Consider the following 18,320-nt stretch of genomic DNA (forward strand, 5'->3'; position numbering starts at 1 on the left):
CGCGGCCCCCGGCCGTGAGACCGGCTTCGGGGCCGCGGAGAAGATCAGCTGATCCGGAACTTCGCCGACAGCAGGGACGACGGCCGGGAGTTCGGGCCCACGAGCAGCTCGAAATCGCCGAGTTCGACGACCCGGACCGCATCCGCGTCGACGAGCGTGCAGTCGCTCGCCGGCACCTCGATCTCCACCGTCATGCTCTCCCCCGGCGGCACGGTCACCTGCCGGTACGCCTTCAGCTCCCGGCTCGCCCAGGTGACGCTGGTGACCAGGTCGCTGACGTAGGCCTGCACGGTCTCGAGCGCCGGCCGCGTCCCGGTGTTGGTGAGCCGCACCGACGCCCGGACCGCCCCGTCGGCGGTGACGTCCGGCTCGCCGATGGTCAGCCCGTCGTAGACGACGGTCGTGTAGCTGAGCCCCTCGCCGAACGCGAACAGCGGGTCCTGGGTGAGGTCCGCGTACCGGGTGCCGTGCTGGCCGCGCAGCTGGTTGTAGTAGATCGGCTGCTGGCCGACGTGCCGGGCCGCGGAGATCGGCATCCGCCCGCTCGGCTCGATGTGGCCGAGGATCAGCTCGGCCAGGGCCTGCCCGCCGCGCATGCCCGGGTTGAACGCCTGGATCAGCGCGGACGCGTTCAGCGCCGACGGCGGCAGCACGTGCGGTTTCGAGTCGATCAGCACGACGACCATCGGGGTGCCGGTGGCCGCCACCGCGTCGAGCAGCGCGATCTGGCCGCCCTGCAGCTCCAGGGTGGCGGTGGACTTGTGCTCGCCGGTGAGGTTGACCGTGTCGCCGACGACCACGACCGCCACGTCGGCGGACCGGGCGGCCGCGACCGCCGCCGCGATGCGCTCCGGGTCGGCCGGGATCGGCTGCGAGATCGGCGGCCGGGGCTGGCCGTCCGGGAAGGTCTCGCCCGCGGGGTCCGCGACCAGGTGCTCGATGTCGGCGCCGCGCTCGTGCACGACCTCCCAGCCGGCCGGCGCGGCGGCGCGCAGGCCGTCCAGCACGGTCGCGGTCAGCTCGCGCGGGTGGCCATCCGGCATCCAGTCGACCTGGCCGGAGTTGCCGGCCCAGTCGCCGAGCTGGGCGGAGACGTCGTCGGCGTTGGGGCCGAGGACCGCGATCCGGCGCGGGCCGGCCGAGCCGTCCAGCGGCAGCACGCCGTCGTTGCGCAGCAGCACCAGCGACCGGCGGGCCACCTCCAGGTTGAGCTCGGTGTGCTCCGGGTTGCCGATCACCGCCCGCTGCCGCTCGGCGTCCGGCGTCCGCGGGTTCTCGAACAGGCCCAGCTCGAACTTGAGGCGCAGGATCCGCCGTACCGCCGAATCGAGATCGTCCGCGCCCAGCAGGCCGCGCGCGACCGCCTCCTGCGCGCCTTCGAAGAAGGCGGGCGTCGTCATGATCACGTCGTTGCCCGCGGTCACCGCGCGGGCGGAGGCCTCGGCGTAGTCGGCGCAGACCTTCTGCTCCCAGACCATCCGGCCGACGTTGTCCCAGTCCGTGACGAGCGTGCCGGTGAAGCCCCACTCGTCCTTGAGCACGTCGTTGAGCAGCCACTTGTTCGCGGTGATCGGCACGCCGTCCATCGACTGGTAGCCGAGCATGAAGACCGCGCAGCCCTCCTTCGCGGCCCGCTCGAACGGCGGCAGGAACCAGGAGCGCAGCTTGCGGCGGCTGATGTCGGCCTCGCTGGCGTCCCGGCCGCCCTGGGTCTCGGAGTAACCGGCGAAGTGTTTCGCGGTCGCCAGGATCGCGGTCGGATCGGTGAGGCCGCCGCCCTGGTAGCCGCGGATCATCGCGGCACCCAGCTCGCTGATCAGGTAGGGGTCCTCGCCGAACGTCTCGTCGACCCGGCCCCACCGCAGGTCCCGGGCGATGCAGAGCACCGGGGAGAAGGTCCAGTGGATGCCGGTCGCCGACGCCTCGACGGCGGTGGCCCGGGCGACGCGTTCGACGAGCGGCGCGTCCCAGGTCGCGGCCATCGCCAGCTGCGTCGGGAAGATCGTGGCGCCGGGCCAGAACGAGTGGCCGTGGATGCAGTCCTCCGCGGTGAGCAGCGGGATCCGCAACCGGGTACGCGCGACCAGCTCGCCCGCCTCGATCAGTTTCGCCGGCGAGGTGTGCAGGATGGAGCCGGCCAGCCTGTCCACGATGATCTCGGCGAGGTCCTGCCGGGCGTCGAGCTGCAGCATCTGCCCGGCTTTCTCGGCCAGTGTCATGCGCCCCAGCAGATCTTCCACCCGCTCCTCGATGGAGAGCGATGGGTCCTGATATGGGAAGTCTGCGGGCATACATGCCTCCGGTCTGACGAACACGAACGGTTCGGAGTCTTCCAGTCCGGAACCGGTTCCGGCACCCCGCTCCGGTTCCGGAACTTGGCGGGTTCGATCCCGGACCCCCTCCCGCGCCGAGAGGATCGCCACAGGATCGGGTACGGGCGGCGGCCGCGCGGAGTGGGTATCGTCCCAGGAGGCCACACTCATCGAAGTCTAACTATCACCGTGAGTGAGGATGGGAGGAGTGATGAACTCCGCTGACCGGGTGCTGCGATCGAGTGAGGAAGCGATCGAGCACATATCCGGGATCTGCTTCAAGACCGGTCCGCCGCAGCGCATCGGCGTCGAACTGGAATGGACCACGCACCACGCCGGCGACCCCGCCGCCTACCTCTCGGCAGGGGATCTGGCCGCCGCACTCGGCGAGCACGCGCCCGCGACGCTCGGTAACCCCCACCCCGTACCACTGCCCCGGGGAAGCGCCGTCACCTGCGAACCGGGCGGGCAGATCGAGATCTCCTCGGCCGTGGCGGACGACCTGGCCGGCCTGCACGCCGCCGTCTCCGCCGATCAGGCAACCCTCACCGACCTGCTGGGCCGCTCGGGCATCGTCCTGGGCGAGCGGGGCATCGACCCGCACCGGCCACCGCGCCGCATCCTCGACACCCCTCGGTACGCGGCGATGGAACGCGCCTCCGGCCGGGCCGGACGGACCATGATGGGCAGCACCGCCGGCCTGCAGGTCTGCTTCGACGCCGGCACGCCGCAACGCTGGGCGGCGCTGAACGAGGCCGGCCCCGCCCTGATCGCGCTCTTCGCGAACTCACGGCGGCACGCCGGCCGGGACACCCGGTGGTCCTCCGCACGGATGGCCGCCTGGCTGGCCATGGAACCACGCCGCACCGGCCCGGTCCCGCTCGGCGGCGACGCGGCGCTCGCCTGGGCGCGGTACGCGCTCGACGCCCCGCTGCTCTGCGTCCGCCGCGACGACGGCCCGTGGGACGCCCCGCCGGGCCTCACCCTGGCCGACTGGATCACGACCGGTGCGCCCACCGTGGACGACGTCGAGTACCACCTCGGGACCCTTTTCCCACCGGTACGCCCCCGCGGGTACCTGGAGGTCCGATACCTGGACGCCCAGCCGGGCGACGAGTGGATCGCCCCGGTGGCGGTGCTCTCCGCGCTGCTCGCCGATGACACGCTCGCCGGCCGGGCGAGGCTCGCCGCAGCACCCGGCGCCGGACGGTGGCACGCCGCCGCGCGGGCCGGGCTCGACGACCCGCCGGTCCGCGCGGCGGCCCGCGCCCTGGCCGAGCTGGCCTGCCGGAACCTCCACCGCACGGGACTGCCGGCGCCCGTGCGCGACACCGTCTCCGACATCCTCTCCCGCCGCCTGCACGCAGTCGCCACCGCGGCCTGACCTCTTCCGGGGAGAAACTCGCATGACACAGGACCTGCGGCTGACCATCGCCGCCGAACTGGAGCGCGCCCGCGCCCGTACCGCCGCGCTCACCGACGCGGTCGACGAGACCGACCTGATCCGCCAGCACTCTCCGCTGATGTCCCCGCTGGTCTGGGATCTGGCCCACGTCGGCAACCAGGAGGAGCTCTGGCTGGTCCGGGACGTCGGCGGCCGGGACCCGGTCCGCCAGGACATCGACGAGCTCTACGACGCCTTCAAACACGCCCGCAAGGACCGGCCGGCCCTGCCGCTGCTCGATCCCGGGCAGGCCCGCGCCTATGTGGCGCAGGTCCGGGACAAGGCGCTGGACGTGCTGGACCATGCCCGGTTCGACCCGGAGCGGCCGCTGCTCGACAACGGGTTCGCCTTCGGGATGATCGTCCAGCACGAGCAGCAGCACGACGAGACCATGCTCGCCACCCACCAGCTGCGCGCCGGGGAGCCCGTGCTGACCGCGCCGGCCCCGCCGCCGTCGCGGACGCCGGTCTCCGGTGAGGTGTTCGTGGCGGGCGGGCCGTTCACGATGGGGACCAGCACGGACGCGTGGGCGCTGGACAACGAGCGACCGGCTCACGTGGTGGACGTGCCGGGGTTCTTCATCGACGCGGCGCCGATCACCAACGGGCAGTACCAGGAGTTCATCGCCGCCGGGGGCTACGACGATCCGCGGTGGTGGAGTGACCGTGGCTGGGCCTATCGGGTCAAGGCCGGGCTCGCCGCCCCGCTGCACTGGCTCCACGACGGGACGCAATGGCACAGCCGACAGTTCGGACGGGTGAGTCCCATCAATCCCGGCGAACCTGTCGTGCACGTCTGCTACTTCGAGGCGGAGGCCTATGCCGCCTGGGCCGGCAAACGGCTGCCCACCGAGGCGGAGTGGGAGAAAGCCGCCCGGTTCGACCCGGCGACCGGGCGTTCCCGCCGGTTCCCGTGGGGTGACGAGTCACCCGAGCCGCGGCACGCCAACCTCGGCCAGCGGCACCTGTCGCCGGCACCGGTCGGTGCGTACCCGGACGGTGCCTCCCCGCTCGGCGTGCACCAGATGATCGGTGACGTCTGGGAGTGGCTGTCGTCCGATTTCGATCCCTATCCCGGTTTCGCCGCGTTCCCCTACCGCGAATACTCCGAGGTGTTCTTCGGCGGGGACTACAAGATGCTGCGGGGCGGCTCGTTCGGCACCGACGCGGCCGCCGGGCGGAGCACCTTCCGCAACTGGGACCATCCGATCCGGCGGCAGATCTTCAGCGGGTTCCGGCTCGCACGGGACGCCTGATGTGCCGGCACCTGGGGTACGTCGGTCCGGCCGTACCCCTGAAGGAGTTTTTGTTCGATCTTCCGCATGCTCTGTCCCGGCAAGCGTGGGCGCCGCGTGACATGCGCGGCGGAGGCACGATCAACGCGGACGGGTTCGGCGCCGGGTGGTACCCGCCGGGCGCCGCGACACCGATCCGGTACCGCAGCGCCATGCCGATCTGGACCGATTCTGCCCTTCCCGCGCTGGCCGCCGCGACGACGTCGGGCGCGCTGCTCGCGGCGGTCCGCTCGGCCACCGCCGGCATGCCGGTCACCGAGACCGCGGCCGCGCCCTTCACCGACGGCCGGTGGCTCTTCAGCCACAACGGCGTCGTGCGGGGCTGGCCCGGTTCGATCGCCGGCCTTGCCGGCGATCTTCCGGTGGAAGATCTGCTCACCTTGGATGCGCCCACCGACTCCGCGGCCCTGTGGGCTCTGGTACGGGCGAGGCTCCGCGCCGGCTGGCCACCGGCGAAAGCCGTCGCCGAGGTCGTCGCGGAAGTCCTCGCGGTGGCCCCGCAGTCCCGGCTGAACCTGCTGCTCACCGACGGCGCCCAGCTGATCGCCACGACGGCCGGGCACGCGCTGTCGGTGCGCTCGGGCGGCGGCGCGGTGCTGATCGCCTCCGAACCACTCGACGCCGACCCCTCCTGGCAGTCGATCCCGGACGGCCGTCTGGTCGTCGCCACCCCCTCCCGTCTGGACATCTCATGATCAATCTGATCGACGACGACGACATCGCCCGGGCCCTGCGCTCCGACGTGCGGACCGGGCTCACCGCGTCACCGAAATCGCTGCCGCCGAAGTGGTTCTACGACGCCCGCGGCAGCGAACTGTTCGAAGAGATCACCCGGCTGCCGGAGTACTACCCGACCCGTACCGAACGTGCCGTGCTCACCGAGGCGGCACCGGCGATCGCCCGGATCACCGAGGCCAAGACCCTCGTCGAACTCGGCTCCGGCTCGTCGGAGAAGACCCGGCTGCTGCTCGACGCGATGCTCGGCCGGGGCACGCTCGGCTCCTTCGTCCCGCTCGACGTCTCCTCGTCGTTCCTCGCCGAGTCCGTCGCCCGGTTGCAGGCCGACTATCCCGGCCTGACCGTCACCGGGGTGGCCGGCGACTTCGCGCGGCACCTCGGCCACCTGCCGGACGGGGACAACCGGGTGATCGCGTTCCTCGGCGGGACCATCGGCAACCTGGCCCCCGCCGAACGCGCCGCGTTCCTGGCGTCCGTACGGCAGACGCTGCACCCCGGCGAATGGCTGCTGCTCGGGGCCGACCTGGTCAAGGACCCGGCCGTGCTGGTGCCCGCCTACGACGACGCGGCCGGGGTGACCGCCGCGTTCAACCGCAACGTCCTGCAGGTGGTGAACCGGGAACTGGGCGCCGACTTCGACCCGGCGGCGTTCGCGCACGTGGCGCTCTGGGACCCGGACCGGGAGTGGATCGAGATGCGGTTGCGGGCCGGGGCGGCCCAGCGGGTCCGGATCCCGGCGCTCGATCTGACCGTGGAGTTCGCGGCCGGGGAGGAGATGCGGACCGAGATCTCGGCGAAGTTCCGGAGGGCCGGGCTGAGGGACGAGCTGGGGGTTGCGGGCTTCGAGCTGAGTCACTGGTGGACTGATCCGCGGGAGTGGTTCGGGGTGATGCTGGCGCAGGCGCGCTGAGTCTCTGCCCGGCTTTCCTTGCATGGGATTTCCCGGCGTGGCGGGCTTTCCTCGCGGTGCCACACTGGCAGCGAGCGAGGGGGTGCGCCGATGGAGTTCGATCCACGGGAGGAACTGCTCCGGTCCGGGCGCGACGAGCTCCGGCGGGCTCTGCGCCTGCGTCCCCTCCCGGTGGCGGTGCTGGCCGGTGTGACAAGCCTGCCGCCCGCCCGGATCGGCGGCTGGGAGACCTTCAACGGCGCGGCGACCTGCGTCCGGGTCGACTACGGCAACCTGACGCCGGCCGGCTCGTGGGTCAGCGTCGAGACCACGCGCTGGGCCGGCACCCACGTCACCGGCGGCCCGCTCCGCGAGCTGCTCGAACATCACATGCGGACCAACGGTGACCGGTTCTCGTCGGTCGAATGGGCCGGCGAGGACCGGAGCGTCACCGTCGACGGCCGTACCATCGCCGGCCGCCGGCTACGCGCCGGTGACCGGTGGTGGGCGGTGCGCTGCTCGCTGCGCGACGTGGAGATCAGCGTGGTGGCGCACGACTGGAACGCGGCGGTCACGGTTCGCACCCTCAACCAGGCGGAGATCGACGCGCTGATCTCGGTCGCGCCCGCGCCCCCGCCGTTCACGCCGCCGGTCCGGCCGGCCCCGGAGCCGACCGGCTCACGGGAACCGCACCGCGCCCTCGTCGACGAGGTGCTGCGCTCGGAACGGCAGCGGATCGACTGGATCACCGACGGCGGCCCGCCGCCCCGGCTCCCCGCCAACTGGGCGGGGCTGTGGCGCGACGCCGTGCGCCGCCAGGCCGACCTGGCCGGCCAGGAGGAGGCGGAGGCGCAGCGGGCCGTGCAGAACATGGTCAACCAGCTGACCACCCTGCACACCGAGGCCGAGTGGTTCCGCACGAATGAGGCGTTGCGGCAGCGCGCGGTGAACGAGACGCTGCTCTTCACCACCGGCCTCGGCCCGAACGTCGCGAGCCGCCCCGCCCAGCTCGCGTGGCAGCGCCGGCAGAGCCTGCGCCCGACCGATTACGCCCGGCTCGGCGCGATCACCGCGGCGCAGGCGCAGTGGCTGCACGAGTGGACCGCCTGGCTCCCCCCGGACTGACCCGTCCCGCGCGGGCGGGGGGTGTGGCATCGCCACCCGGCGCCCGGCCATCGCCACCCGGCGCGGGGGCTCGACGCCGGGCGTCGATCACAGCAGCTCGGCGGCTGCTCCTACCCGGAGGTGGGCGTCCACCCAGGTGCGGACCGCTGCCTCGCCCGGGTCCGGGCCCAGCGTTGCTGCGAAGCCGCCGAGTGCGCCCGCGAGCCGGTGCAGCCCGACCCGCGCGAGCCCCTGCCCGGCCTCCCGCAGCCGGTCCGGATAGGCCGCGGGCAGGTGCGCGAGACCCACGTGCGCCGCCTCGGCGAGCGCCTCGCGCGCCCGCGTCACCGCCACCGAGAGCGGGTCGGCGCCGGGGCCCTCGGCCGCCCCGAGCCGGTCGGCCTCCCGATCCGGATCGGTCAGGTCCGGCACGATCGGTGGCCCGTCAGCACCGATGGCGTACGGGTCGACCACCAGCCCGCCACCACCCCGGTGAACACTTCCGGCCACGAACCTCGGCACACCGTGCCGACCCGACAACGCCGCCAGCACCGCGTCGATCCGCCCCGGCGCGACGCCCGCGTGAGTGGCCGTCACCGTGGCCGTGACCCCGCCACCGTCCCGGATCTCCACGGTGAGCCGCTGCTCCCCCGGCGCGTAGTGGACGCCACCGACCTCGGCGATCGCGAGAACCCGGACCAGCTCGGCCCGGACCCTGGCGCGCACCGGCCTCGGCGGCAACCCGTCGATCTCCGCGGCCAGCCGGGGATAGTCGGTGGTGAGAAGGGCAGGCGGCAGCCGATCCCAGCCGCCGGCGCCGACCGTGACCGTGGACCGCGCCACCCGGCTGGTGGCGAGCCGCACGGCCCGGCTGGCGCTGCGCACCGCGGACTCGGTGACGACGACCCCGGCCGCGAGCGCGCCCACTGTCGATCCACCGAACCTCCGCCGGGCCAGCGCGGGCCCGTCGTCCCCGGCCGTCCACTCCCGCTGTGAGACCAGCACCGTCCCGGTCGCCGCCTGCGCGTGGAAGATCTCCACGATCCGCCGGTCGTCCACGGCGGTCACCCGGGCGCCGAGCCCGTCCAGCCGTACCCGGCGCAGCGGGGTCTCCGCCGACTCCTCCGACCCGAGCACCCGAGCCCGCATCCCCGCGGCACCGGCGGTGGCGACGGCGCGGTGGCGGGCGAAGAGCTCGGCGATCAGATCGGCGAGGGTCTCCGGGGAATAGCGGGCGCTGCGTTCCCGGTACCCGGTGAGCTGCCCGGCCAGTTCGGCGGTGGCGTCGAGAGGCCACCGCAGACCGGCCCGTTCCAGGCGGTCGAGGTGTCCGGCGACCGCTGCCGCCAGCCCTTCGCCCGCGTGCACGGCGCCGTGCCGGAGCACCTCGGCGGCGAACTCCAGCACCGGCTCCAGGCCGGTACCCTCGCGGCCCGCAGCCGGGTCCGCTGCGCCGCCACCCACGTCGACCAGGCATTCCGCCTCGCTCGGATGCTGGGCGTCGGCAACCCGGAACGCCCAGACCGCCAGCGCGATCACGTCGTCGCGCGTCCCCGCGCGGGCGTCGGTGTGCACGTACCCCAGGTCGCGCGGCACCAGGAAGCGCACCGTCGCCGACGCCAGCTCCACCACCGGAACCGTCCCCCGTCGCACCCGCGCCGAGTACCCGGCACGCTCGGCCCGCCGTGCCACGCTGACGAGGCGGTTCCCGATCCGGGCGGCCACCTCCGCGTCGCTGAACTCCCCCGGTGACCAGTTCGGTTCGGCCACCCGACCCGCCGCGGCAGGCGACACGACAGCCCGCGCATCAAGGCCGCCGGCACCGCTCTCGCCGCAGGCACCGCTCTCGCCGCCGGCACTGCTCTCGGCGCCGCTGTCCGGCTCGATGCCGCTGCCGGTTCCCTCCGGCTCGCTTCCGGCCACGGCCGGCACGTTTCCGGCTGAACCCGGCGAATGCGCACCGCCATCCGGCTCACTCCCGGGCCCGGCAGCCTGCCCCCTGGCTGACGCGGTCACCGCCTGATAAGCCAGCACCGCCCCGATCACATGCCTGCACACGGTGGTCGCCCCGCACGAGCACCGCGCCCGGTCCAACCCGCCGACCGGCAACTCGGTGCGCACCCCGTCCCCGAACGCCGCGACCACCACCTGCCCGTCCCCGGCCGACACCACGGGCGCGTCCCGCTCCACCTCGCGCGCCGCCCGTTTCACCAAGCCCCGGTTGGCGAGCGCCGCCAGCGCGTCCGCGTCCAGCGCCGCCAGGTCGGCCCGCTCCGGCAGGAGATCCGCGCTCACCGGCCCACCTTCTCCGCCACGAACTCGGCCAGCTGGCCCGGCGTCATCGCGCCCATCCAGGCTCCGGCGTCCGCGAGCCGCTGGGCGCACGCGCGGTCGTAGGCCGGGTCGGCCTGCTCGTCCAGCGCCGCCAGACCGAGCACCGTGCTGCCCTGATCGACCAGCTCACGCACGCCTCGCACCAGCGCCGCCTCCGATCCGCCCTCGAAGAAGTCGCTGACGATCGCGACGATCGTGCGCCGCGGCTGTTCCACGATCTGCGCCGCGTACCGCACCGCACGGGCGATGTCGGTCCCGCCGCCGAGCTGCGTCTTCATCAGCAGCTCGACCGGGTCGCTGACGTCCGAGGTCAGATCCACCACCTCGGTGTCGAAAGCGATCAGGTGGGTCTTCACCCCGGGCAGCCCCCACAGACAGGACGCGGTGACCGCCGAGTGGATCACCGACGGCAGCATCGACCCGGACTGGTCGACCAGGAGGATCACCTGCCAGGGCGTCAGATTCCTTCGGGTACGGGCCCGGAAGTACGGTGTTTCGACCGACAACCGCCGTTTCTCCGGGTCGTAGTGCCCCAGGTTCGCCCGGATCGTCCGCCGTGCGTCGAAATCGCGCGCCAGCTTGAACCGGGTCGCCTGCCGGGCGCGGGCGCCGGAGAAGCTCTGCCGCACCTCGGTCGCGAGCCGTTCGACCAGGTCACGCACCACTTTCTCGACGATGCGCCGGGCCAGCCGGAGGACCTCGGGGTTCATCAGGTGCTTGGTGCGCAGCACGGCCCGGAGCAGCGCCGGGTTCGGCTCGACCCGCTCCAGCACGGCGGGATCGGTGACGATGTCGTGGATCTCGTACCGTTCGACGGCGTCGCGTTGCAGCCGCTCGACCGTCTCCTTCGGGAAGAGCCGGACGATGTCGTCCAGCCAGTCCACGGTGGTGAGCTGGGAGGCGCCGCTGCCGCCCGGCCGGCGGCGGATGTCCCGGCGGTCCAGTTCCTCGTCACGGCCGTAGAGCCAGTCCAGCGCCGCGTCCCGCCCGGCCGCCTCGCCGTCCAGCCCGCCGAGACTCCCGGCGGCCGGCTCACCGAGGATCAGCCGCCACCGCTCAAGTCCGGGATCGATCATCGTTCCTCCCCCGCGGAAACCGGCCCGTCAAGCGGCCCACAAAGCGGCCCATCAAGCGGTCCATCAAGCGGCACGGAAGGCGCCGCGGAAGGCGGCACCGACGTGGCCGCGGAAGGTGACCCGGCAAGCGGCACGCCGGCCCCGAGCAACCCGGCCCGCGCCAGCCGCTCCTCGACCGCCTCGTCCAGCGCCATCCCCGCCGCCACCACCTCCGGCGGCACGCTCATCCGCAGCAGGTCACGCCCGGAACCACCGAGCCCGCGCATCTCCAGCAGCCGGTCCGCGATGGTGGCACGCTCACGCGGCGGGAAGAACTCGAACGCCTGCCGCAGCGCCGGCAGCGCCACCAGGAACTCCTCGGCCCCGATCCCGCCGATCAGCTCGTCCAGCACGCCGAGGATGCCGCCGGGCGCGAGGACCGGCTCGCGGGCCACCGCGAACAACCCGGCCAGCCAGTCACCGGCGGCGCCGCCGGTGAACGCGCCGCGCACCGCGGGCGCCGGGTCGGAATCGTCCTCGGCGAGGGTCCGGGCCAGGCCGTAGAAGGCGCCGCGCAGGTCGGGCGGCGCGGCGCGGTCGGCCGCGACCCGCCCGGAGACGGCGATCGTCGCGTCCCGGTCGACGCCGGTCGCCGCCGCGTGCCGGATCGCGTCGCGCACCGCCACGACCGCCCGGATCCGCCGGAGCTCGGCCGGCGCCCCCGCGCCGTGCCACCCCTCGGCGAGCCAGAGGATGCGGCGGGTGGCGCCCGCCACGACCGCGGCGAGCAGGTCGCTCCCGGCCGTCCCGAGCAGCCGGTCGTGCCGCCACAGCGCGAGCGTGACCGCGAGGACCCGGCCCAGTTCGCCGAGGTCGCTGCCGGCCGCGACGCCGCGTTCCAGCCGGGCCGGCAGGTCGCCGGCGAGGTCGGTGACGCCGCTGAGCGCCGCGTCGAAGAGCGCGTCCGCGAGCCGGCCGAGGTCGTTGCCGGCCGCGTCGACCCGCTCGCTGATCCGAGCCGTCGCGGCGGCTGCCGGTGTGGGGCCGTAACCGCCGGCCTCGATCAGCGCGACCAGCCGGTTCTCGTGGTCACGGATCGTCCATTTCTCGGTCAGGACCGGGTCGACGCCGGTGGCCGGGCCGGTGATCCGGGCGTACCCGGGAATGTCCAGGATCCGGAGCCGGTGCAGCACCCGGCTGCGCTCCCGGCCGGCCGGGTCGAGCAGGTCGATCTCGAGTTCGCCGGCGCGGTCGAGACCGTGCCGTTCCAGCTCGGCGGTGGCCGCGTGCACCAGCGGCGGCAGCGGGGTGTCCGGGTGCAGCCGGCCGACCCGGTCGCCGCTGAGCGCCGCGGTCATCTCCACGACGGCCGGATGCTGACCGGCCGTGATGGTCCCGCGCACCGACCACGGCAGCGGGATGTCGAGAGCCTCGTTGATCAGGGCGGCGGCCAGGCCGTCGAGCACGTCGACCCGGGCCGGGTGGCGGTGCCCGCGCAGCCGGGAGAGCGCTTCGGCGCTGGTCCGGGCCGCGATCAGGTCGGCCGTGGAGACCGGCTGGCCCCGGTCCCGCAGCCGTCCGGCGACGGCGGTCAGCAGGTAGCGGGCGGCTTCGGCCGGGCCGTCCTCCCAGAGCCGCTGGTAGTACTCCGGGGAGGGCATGCCGGACTGGTAGCCGGCGAACGCGTCGAGCCGCCGGAACGAGTAGGGCACGAGGTAGCTGCCGCCGGTGGCGGTCTCGGGCGGCTGCGGGACCGCGGGCCAGGGCGTGCCGGGGGCGGGCGCGGCGGCCAGGCGGATCAGCGCCGGTCGGTGGAAGCCGCCGACCACCGCCACGACCGGGCGTTCCCCGGCGTCGGCGACCGCGGCGCGGATCCAGCCCGCCATGTACTCCTCGCGGGCGGTGTCCGACGGCCCGGCCGCCGCTTCGCCGCGGATCAGATCGAAGTACGCGGCGAGCCGCTCGGCCAGCCCCTCCCCCGGCTCCATCTCGACCAGGTGGTCCCAGAGCGCGTCGGTGTTGTCCACCCCGAACGCGGCGCAGAGACGCTCGACCGCCTCGGCGTAACGCTGCTCGGCGTCGGCGTACCTGTTGCTGCGGTCGGCGAACGCCTCGTGCCAGGCCGGCAGGTCGATGAAGCGCAGCTCCGCCCCGGCCGCCCGCCCGGCGGTCAGCGCCACCCACTCCGGCGAGTACCCGCAGAACGGCGCCCACGACCCGTGCCGCCGGGCGTCGTCGGCGTAACTGGTGAAGACCGCCACCGGCAGCTCGTGCCCGAGCAGCAGCTCGGCGATCCGGTCGTTCATGTCGGCCGGACCCTCGATCAGCACGTACGCCGGGCGCAGCGCGGCGATCGTCTCGCCGACCAGGCGGGCGCAGGCCGGGCTGTGGTGCCGGACCCCGAGGACGGTGAGGCTCATCCGCCCGGCAGTTCCCGGCGCGCGTCCCGCAGGTCCCGCCACTGCTGGCCGGTCCGCCACGCGGTGTGCTGTTCGAGGTATCGCCGCAGCTTGGCGAGGTCCTCCGCGTTGTCCTTCGCGGCCGTGCCGGCGAGGCAGGAGACCAGGTCGGCGGCCGACCCGGGCGCGCCGTTCAGGAACCAGCCGCGCAGGCCGACCGCGTGGGCCACCGACACCGCCTCGGCGGTGCTCATCACCGCGGAGAGCCGCTCCATCTCGTCTCCGCGCGCGGTCCGCCCGGTGCGCAGCTCGCGGAACGTGGTGACGAGCACCTCCAGGACGTCCCGCCGGGGCGGCGCGGTCACCCCGGACCGGCGCAGCAGCTCGGTCGCCTCGGACTCCACGAGGGACAGCTCGGTGTCGAAATCGGCGATCGGGAAGACCGTCTCGAAGTTGAAGCGCCGTTTCAGGGCCGAGCTCATGTCGTTCACGCCGCGGTCCCGGGTGTTCGCCGTGGCGATGATGTTGAAGCCGTCCCGGGCGAACACCATGCCGGCCTCGCCGGGCAGCTCCGGCACCGCCATCACCCGGTCGGAGAGCGGCGAGAGCAGGCAGTCCTGCACCTCCAGCGGGCAGCGGGTGATCTCCTCGAACCGCACGGTCCGGCCCTGTGCCATGCCGCGCAGCAGCGGCGCCGGGACCAGCGACCGCTCGGTCGGCCCCTCGGAGACCAGCAGCGCGTAGTTCCACGAGTACTTGATCTGGTCCTCGGTGGTGGCCGCGCCACCCTGGATGGTCAGCGTCGAGTCACCGCTCACCGCAGCCGCGAGCAGCTCGGAGAGCAGCGATTTCGCGGTGCCGGGCTCGCCGACGAGCAGCAGGCCGCGGCTGGTCGCGAGGCTGACCAGGGCCCGGTCGATCAGCGAGGGGTCGCCGACGAACTTGCGGGCGACGCCGAGTTTCGCGTCGCCGACGATGAACGCCCGGGCGGCCCGCAGGCTCAGCGCCCAGCCCGGCGGTTTCGGCGCGTCGTCACCGGCGCGGAGCCGGGCCAGCTCGTCGGCGTGACGCACCTCGGCCGGCGGCCGCTGGGCACGGCCCGCCGAGATCTCGACGGCAGCACTCACGAGAACACCTCGTTCAGATCGCGGAGAAGTCCGGAAACGGTAGCCGGTGCCGGCCGCCCCGGTGTGGCGGAGATCCGGGGATGGAGCGGCACGTCCTCGCCCGTCACCGCAGCACCTCGGTCAGGTCCCGCAGCGCCTCGGCCGCCACGATCGGGTCGAGCTCGGCGAGCCGGCTGCTCTCGCGCCGCCGATAGCCGCGGTAGCCGTGGCGATCGTCCAGGTAGACCTCGGTGATCTGCTGCTCGGGCAGCACGTCGAGCGCGCCGACCGCGATGCCCGGATCGATCCCGGCGACCAGGGTGAGGTCGCCCGGCACGTCCCGCTCGAACCAGTCCTGCACCCCGGCGTCCTGCGGCGCGCCGCGATGCCAGCCGCGCCGCTCCAGGCCGAGCAGCGTGGTGGTCGGCACCCGCACGCCGAGGAAGGCCCGGCCCAGGCGTTCCTCGATCTGCTCCGGAGCGAGCGCCTCGACCTCGCGGCCGAGCTGCGGGAACGGCTGCAGGATCTCGTAGTCCGCGAAGACCTCGGCCCACGCCGGCAACGCGTCGCCGAGCCGCAGCGGGTGTGCCACCGCGATCTCCTCGTCGTCGTGCAGCGCCACCGTCTCGTCGGTCACGTCCGCGAACGTGCCGTCCTCGGCCAGGCGCACGCCGGTGGACTCCCCGATCCGCAGCCAGACCAGCCGGCGCACCAGGTGCCGCAGCAGCGGATGGCCCGCGAAGTACCGCTGGAAGTCGGCGCCGCTCCACCGGCGCTGGTCGACCATGGCCCGCTCCAGGCGCCGCACCTGGTCGGCCGCGATCGCCCGGACGTCCTTCTTCAAGGCCGAGAACCTCTGGTACGCCTCCGGCGCCAGCACCGGATCGTCCTGCGCGCCAGGTTTCGGCAGCGCCTTGAGCCGCCGCCCGGACGCGTCCGCCACGAACGGTTTCAGCTGCTCGTCGAAGCCGACCGTGAACTGCCGGCGGCCGTAGTCGAGGACCATGCTGCCGCCGGCGTCCAGCCCGAGGTCGGGCACGAGACGGTCGGCGAGTTCGTCGGCGCTCAAGCCGAGCGCGGCGGCCAGCTCCGCGATCTTCTCCTGGGCGCGCTCCCTGAGGCCACGGAACTTGACCTTCTGCGCGATGCCGTGCAGGTACATCAGGGCGACGTCGGTGCCGATCTCGGCGAGCACGTCGAGGCCGGTCACCGCGCGGGCGTGGCCGCCTTCGCCGGGCCAGGCGCGGATCACCGGGGCGAGCCGGCGCACCGTGTCGTCGTCGCCGAGCAGACCCGTCGCGTCCAGCGCCCAGTTCTGTTTCGCCGGGTGCCCGGCCTCGCGCCACTCGGTGAACAGCGCCCAGGCGAACGCGGCGAGGTCGGCCGGCTCGCACGCGGCGCGCACCGGGTCCAGCCCCGGGTACGCCTCGCCGAGCCGGGACATCGCCAGCATGGTCAGCAGGTGGCCCACCGCGCTCGCCGGCAGCGTGCCCCGCCCGCCGGTGAGCCGGATCGGGGGCAGCAGCGCCGGGTTGGCCCACTCCGGCACGTCGGGGATGACCTTGGGGAGGATCGTCAGCGGGTCGACCGCCAGGATCTCCTCCACCGCCGCGACGGCCTCCGGACCGAACGCCTCGGCGGCCGCGCGCACCTCGCCCGCGTGGCCCGCGCCGGCCAGGGCGCGCAGACCGTCCTCCGCGTCGGCGCGCGCGGCGGCGGCCTTGCCGGTGACCGGGCCGGTCGCGACCGGGACCAGCGCGCGGGCCGCCGCGGCGGCATGCCGGGACAGCCAGGTCGCGGCGATCCCGCGCACCGACCGGAGACGCCCGTGCCAGCCCGCCGTCAGCAGCGCGACCTCGGGGGACGCGATCGGCGCCAGGACCGGCGCGACGGTGACCGGGGCGCGCCGCGCGCAGTCGGTGAGGACCGGGACGGCGGCCTCGTCGTAGCGCGCGAGCAGCGCCCGGCCCCACTCGGCGACGTCCCAGACGTCGGCGGGCCGCCAGCGCTCGATCAGGGGACGGGTCAGCTCGTCGGGGGCGGCCAGGAAGAAGGCGATCTCGTCCCACGGGCTGGCCTCGGGCGTGCCGACCAGGCGGGCGACCCGGGCGAAGTCGAGCGAGCCGCCGTGCCGGCGGGCCCAGTCGCTCTGCCCCCAGGCCTCCCGCTCGCCGGGCTGCCACGCGACACGCGCCGGGTCGCCGGCGGTGAGACCCGGGACGACTAGCGGTTTCCGGGTGACCGGGGTGATCCACGGCGGGTCGGCGAGCACGCCGGGCAGGTCGGCCGGGTCGGCGCTGTCCGCGGCGGCCGCGGTCAGCGCGCCGACGACCGCGTCGAGACGCTCCGCGGCCGGGCCGGCGAGCTGCGGGCGGATCTCGGCGGCGAGGTCCATCCGGCTGACCACCTGGGTACGCAGGAGGCGGGTGGCCGCGGGCCGGTCGGACGCGGCGAGCACCCGCAGGGCACGGTCCGGGTGGCGGGCGGCCACCTCGGCGACGGCGCCGGGCACGTGCGGCCGGTCGAGCCGGTCGACGAGCGCGGCGAACGCCTCGTCGGTGCCGACCGCGGCGAGCGCGCCGAGCAGCTTTTTCTGCCCGTCGGCGGTGCCGTCCTCGTCGAGCCAGTGGGTGAGCGCCGGGACCGACGCGTCGCCGACGCCGGCGACGAACGTGTAGAGGAGCCGGGAGTCGTGCGTCACCTGCCAGGTGCTTGTCTCCTCGGCGAGCCGCAGACCGAGCGACCCGTCGGTGACCACGCTGAGCAGAAGCATCTTGATCATCCACCGGTCGCTCCGGCCGAGCACCTGCCCGATGATCTCGTGGGCCCAGGCGATCTCGTCGGGAGCCATCACCGAGATCACCGCACGTTGCGGCAGCGACGGGCCGCGCACCCCCGCGAGAGCCGCGACGACCTGCTGGTAATCCTCGGGCGCGGCGGCCGTGACGGCCCGGCGCAGACGGTCGGCGATCCGGCCGGCGAGGATCGCCGGGTAACCCGTCGCCTCCCGGTCCGGCGCGGCTGCGGTGACCCCGGGTCCGCTCGACCAGAGGTTCGCGAGCTCGGCCGTCGCGGCGGCGGCGAACGGCAGCCCGTGCCTGTCGCGCCAGTAGTCGCCGAAGGCGTCGGCCTCCTCCAGCCGGTTGCCGCCGAGCAGCCCGGCGATCACGCAGGCCACGGCGGCCGCGCCGAGCGGTGACGCCGCCGGGTCCTCGCTCAGGCAGGCCCGGCCGGCCTCGGCGATCTCACCGGACGTCTTCCGATGCCCGAAGGAGGAGAGCACGTCACCGTGGAACGCGGTGATCAGCTCGGCGGCATGCTGGACCCGCGCCCGCTGGACCGGGGGCATCGGCGGGGCATCGGCCCGGCGCGGCAGCACGAATCGGCGCCACCCGGACGGGATCGCGAACGAAAGCATGGCCGGAACCCTAGCGAGGCCCACCGACAAAAAACCGAAGACATCGACACCCGTGGACACATGCTCCGATGTGGACCCGAGTGGATCCCAAGCCCGGTGCGGGACGCGCAGGCGGCCGGGCCGCACCGGTGCTTGCGTGACCGTCCCACGGTGTGAAAACCTCACCGGGCGAGCGCGGATCGACCGTGCTCCCCGAGTGCTCGAAAGAGTGAAGCCTGTGATCGCCG

The 18,320-nt window shown here is 74.1% G+C and carries 11 protein-coding genes; 5 read left to right on the plus strand and 6 right to left on the minus strand.

Translation table 11 applies throughout. From position 1 onward, the window contains the following. Window positions 1–44 precede the first annotated feature (44 nt). The gene (locus AMIS_RS30345) at window positions 45–2,291 is read right to left on the minus strand and encodes an exo-beta-d-1,3/1,6-glucosidase (RefSeq protein ID WP_014446270.1); all 2,247 of its coding nucleotides are present in this window, start codon (window positions 2,289–2,291) and stop codon (window positions 45–47) included. A 232-nt stretch (window positions 2,292–2,523) separates the two neighbouring features. Between AMIS_RS30345 and AMIS_RS30350 the strand changes: the two genes are divergently transcribed. The 5 genes from AMIS_RS30350 to AMIS_RS30370 all read left to right on the plus strand — a co-directional run bounded on the left by AMIS_RS30350 (window position 2,524) and on the right by AMIS_RS30370 (window position 7,802). Then, entirely contained in the window at window positions 2,524–3,696 is a 1,173-nt protein-coding gene (locus tag AMIS_RS30350) for a glutamate-cysteine ligase family protein (protein ID WP_157435137.1), read from the plus strand. Between the two features lie 22 nt (window positions 3,697–3,718). Then, window positions 3,719–5,011, plus strand: a complete 1,293-nt coding sequence (egtB, locus tag AMIS_RS30355) for an ergothioneine biosynthesis protein EgtB (protein ID WP_014446272.1) — start codon at window positions 3,719–3,721, stop codon at window positions 5,009–5,011. Then, complete coding sequence (egtC, locus tag AMIS_RS30360; protein ID WP_014446273.1) at window positions 5,011–5,745, plus strand: ergothioneine biosynthesis protein EgtC; 735 nt, start codon at window positions 5,011–5,013, stop codon at window positions 5,743–5,745. Before egtB ends, egtC begins: the two co-directional genes overlap by 1 nt. Beyond that, on the plus strand, window positions 5,742–6,698 hold the full coding sequence (gene egtD, locus AMIS_RS30365; RefSeq protein WP_014446274.1) for an L-histidine N(alpha)-methyltransferase: 957 nt from the start codon (window positions 5,742–5,744) through the stop codon (window positions 6,696–6,698). The genes egtC and egtD overlap by 4 nt, the downstream gene beginning before the upstream one ends. A gap of 90 nt (window positions 6,699–6,788) precedes the next feature. After that, complete coding sequence (locus AMIS_RS30370; RefSeq protein WP_014446275.1) at window positions 6,789–7,802, plus strand: hypothetical protein; 1,014 nt, start codon at window positions 6,789–6,791, stop codon at window positions 7,800–7,802. 87 nt (window positions 7,803–7,889) lie between these two features. Here AMIS_RS30370 and AMIS_RS30375 read toward each other — a convergent pair whose 3' ends face one another. The 5 genes from AMIS_RS30375 to AMIS_RS30395 form a co-directional block, all read right to left on the minus strand. Further along, window positions 7,890–10,076: a hypothetical protein gene (locus AMIS_RS30375; RefSeq protein WP_014446276.1), complete on the minus strand. Its 2,187-nt coding sequence runs from the start codon at window positions 10,074–10,076 to the stop codon at window positions 7,890–7,892. Then, the gene (locus AMIS_RS30380; RefSeq protein ID WP_014446277.1) at window positions 10,073–11,191 is read right to left on the minus strand and encodes a VWA domain-containing protein; all 1,119 of its coding nucleotides are present in this window, start codon (window positions 11,189–11,191) and stop codon (window positions 10,073–10,075) included. Before AMIS_RS30380 ends, AMIS_RS30375 begins: the two co-directional genes overlap by 4 nt. Further along, a complete protein-coding gene (locus AMIS_RS30385) occupies window positions 11,188–13,590 on the minus strand; it encodes a DUF5682 family protein (RefSeq protein ID WP_014446278.1) in 2,403 nt (800 codons plus the stop codon). The genes AMIS_RS30380 and AMIS_RS30385 overlap by 4 nt, the downstream gene beginning before the upstream one ends. Continuing rightward, a complete protein-coding gene (locus AMIS_RS30390; protein ID WP_014446279.1) occupies window positions 13,587–14,696 on the minus strand; it encodes an ATP-binding protein in 1,110 nt (369 codons plus the stop codon). The genes AMIS_RS30385 and AMIS_RS30390 overlap by 4 nt, the downstream gene beginning before the upstream one ends. A gap of 103 nt (window positions 14,697–14,799) precedes the next feature. Beyond that, the gene (locus AMIS_RS30395) at window positions 14,800–18,093 is read right to left on the minus strand and encodes a DUF4132 domain-containing protein (RefSeq protein ID WP_014446280.1); all 3,294 of its coding nucleotides are present in this window, start codon (window positions 18,091–18,093) and stop codon (window positions 14,800–14,802) included. Window positions 18,094–18,320: the final 227 nt, after the last annotated feature.

This window comes from Actinoplanes missouriensis 431 (assembly GCF_000284295.1).
Taxonomy (GTDB): Bacteria; Actinomycetota; Actinomycetes; order Mycobacteriales; family Micromonosporaceae; genus Actinoplanes; species Actinoplanes missouriensis.

Bases quoted from the DNA above. Each gene is read 5' to 3' on its own strand.
- egtC (WP_014446273.1), top strand. From the start codon at position 5,011: ATGTGCCGGCACCTGGGGTACGTCGGTCCGGCCGTACCCCTGAAGGAG.
- AMIS_RS30385 (WP_014446278.1), bottom strand. From the start codon at position 13,590: ATGAGCCTCACCGTCCTCGGGGTCCGGCACCACAGCCCGGCCTGCGCC.
- AMIS_RS30380 (WP_014446277.1), bottom strand. From the start codon at position 11,191: ATGATCGATCCCGGACTTGAGCGGTGGCGGCTGATCCTCGGTGAGCCG.
- egtB (WP_014446272.1), top strand. From the start codon at position 3,719: ATGACACAGGACCTGCGGCTGACCATCGCCGCCGAACTGGAGCGCGCC.
- egtD (WP_014446274.1), top strand. From the start codon at position 5,742: ATGATCAATCTGATCGACGACGACGACATCGCCCGGGCCCTGCGCTCC.
- AMIS_RS30345 (WP_014446270.1), bottom strand. From the start codon at position 2,291: ATGCCCGCAGACTTCCCATATCAGGACCCATCGCTCTCCATCGAGGAG.
- AMIS_RS30350 (WP_157435137.1), top strand. From the start codon at position 2,524: ATGAACTCCGCTGACCGGGTGCTGCGATCGAGTGAGGAAGCGATCGAG.
- AMIS_RS30370 (WP_014446275.1), top strand. From the start codon at position 6,789: ATGGAGTTCGATCCACGGGAGGAACTGCTCCGGTCCGGGCGCGACGAG.
- AMIS_RS30395 (WP_014446280.1), bottom strand. From the start codon at position 18,093: ATGCTTTCGTTCGCGATCCCGTCCGGGTGGCGCCGATTCGTGCTGCCG.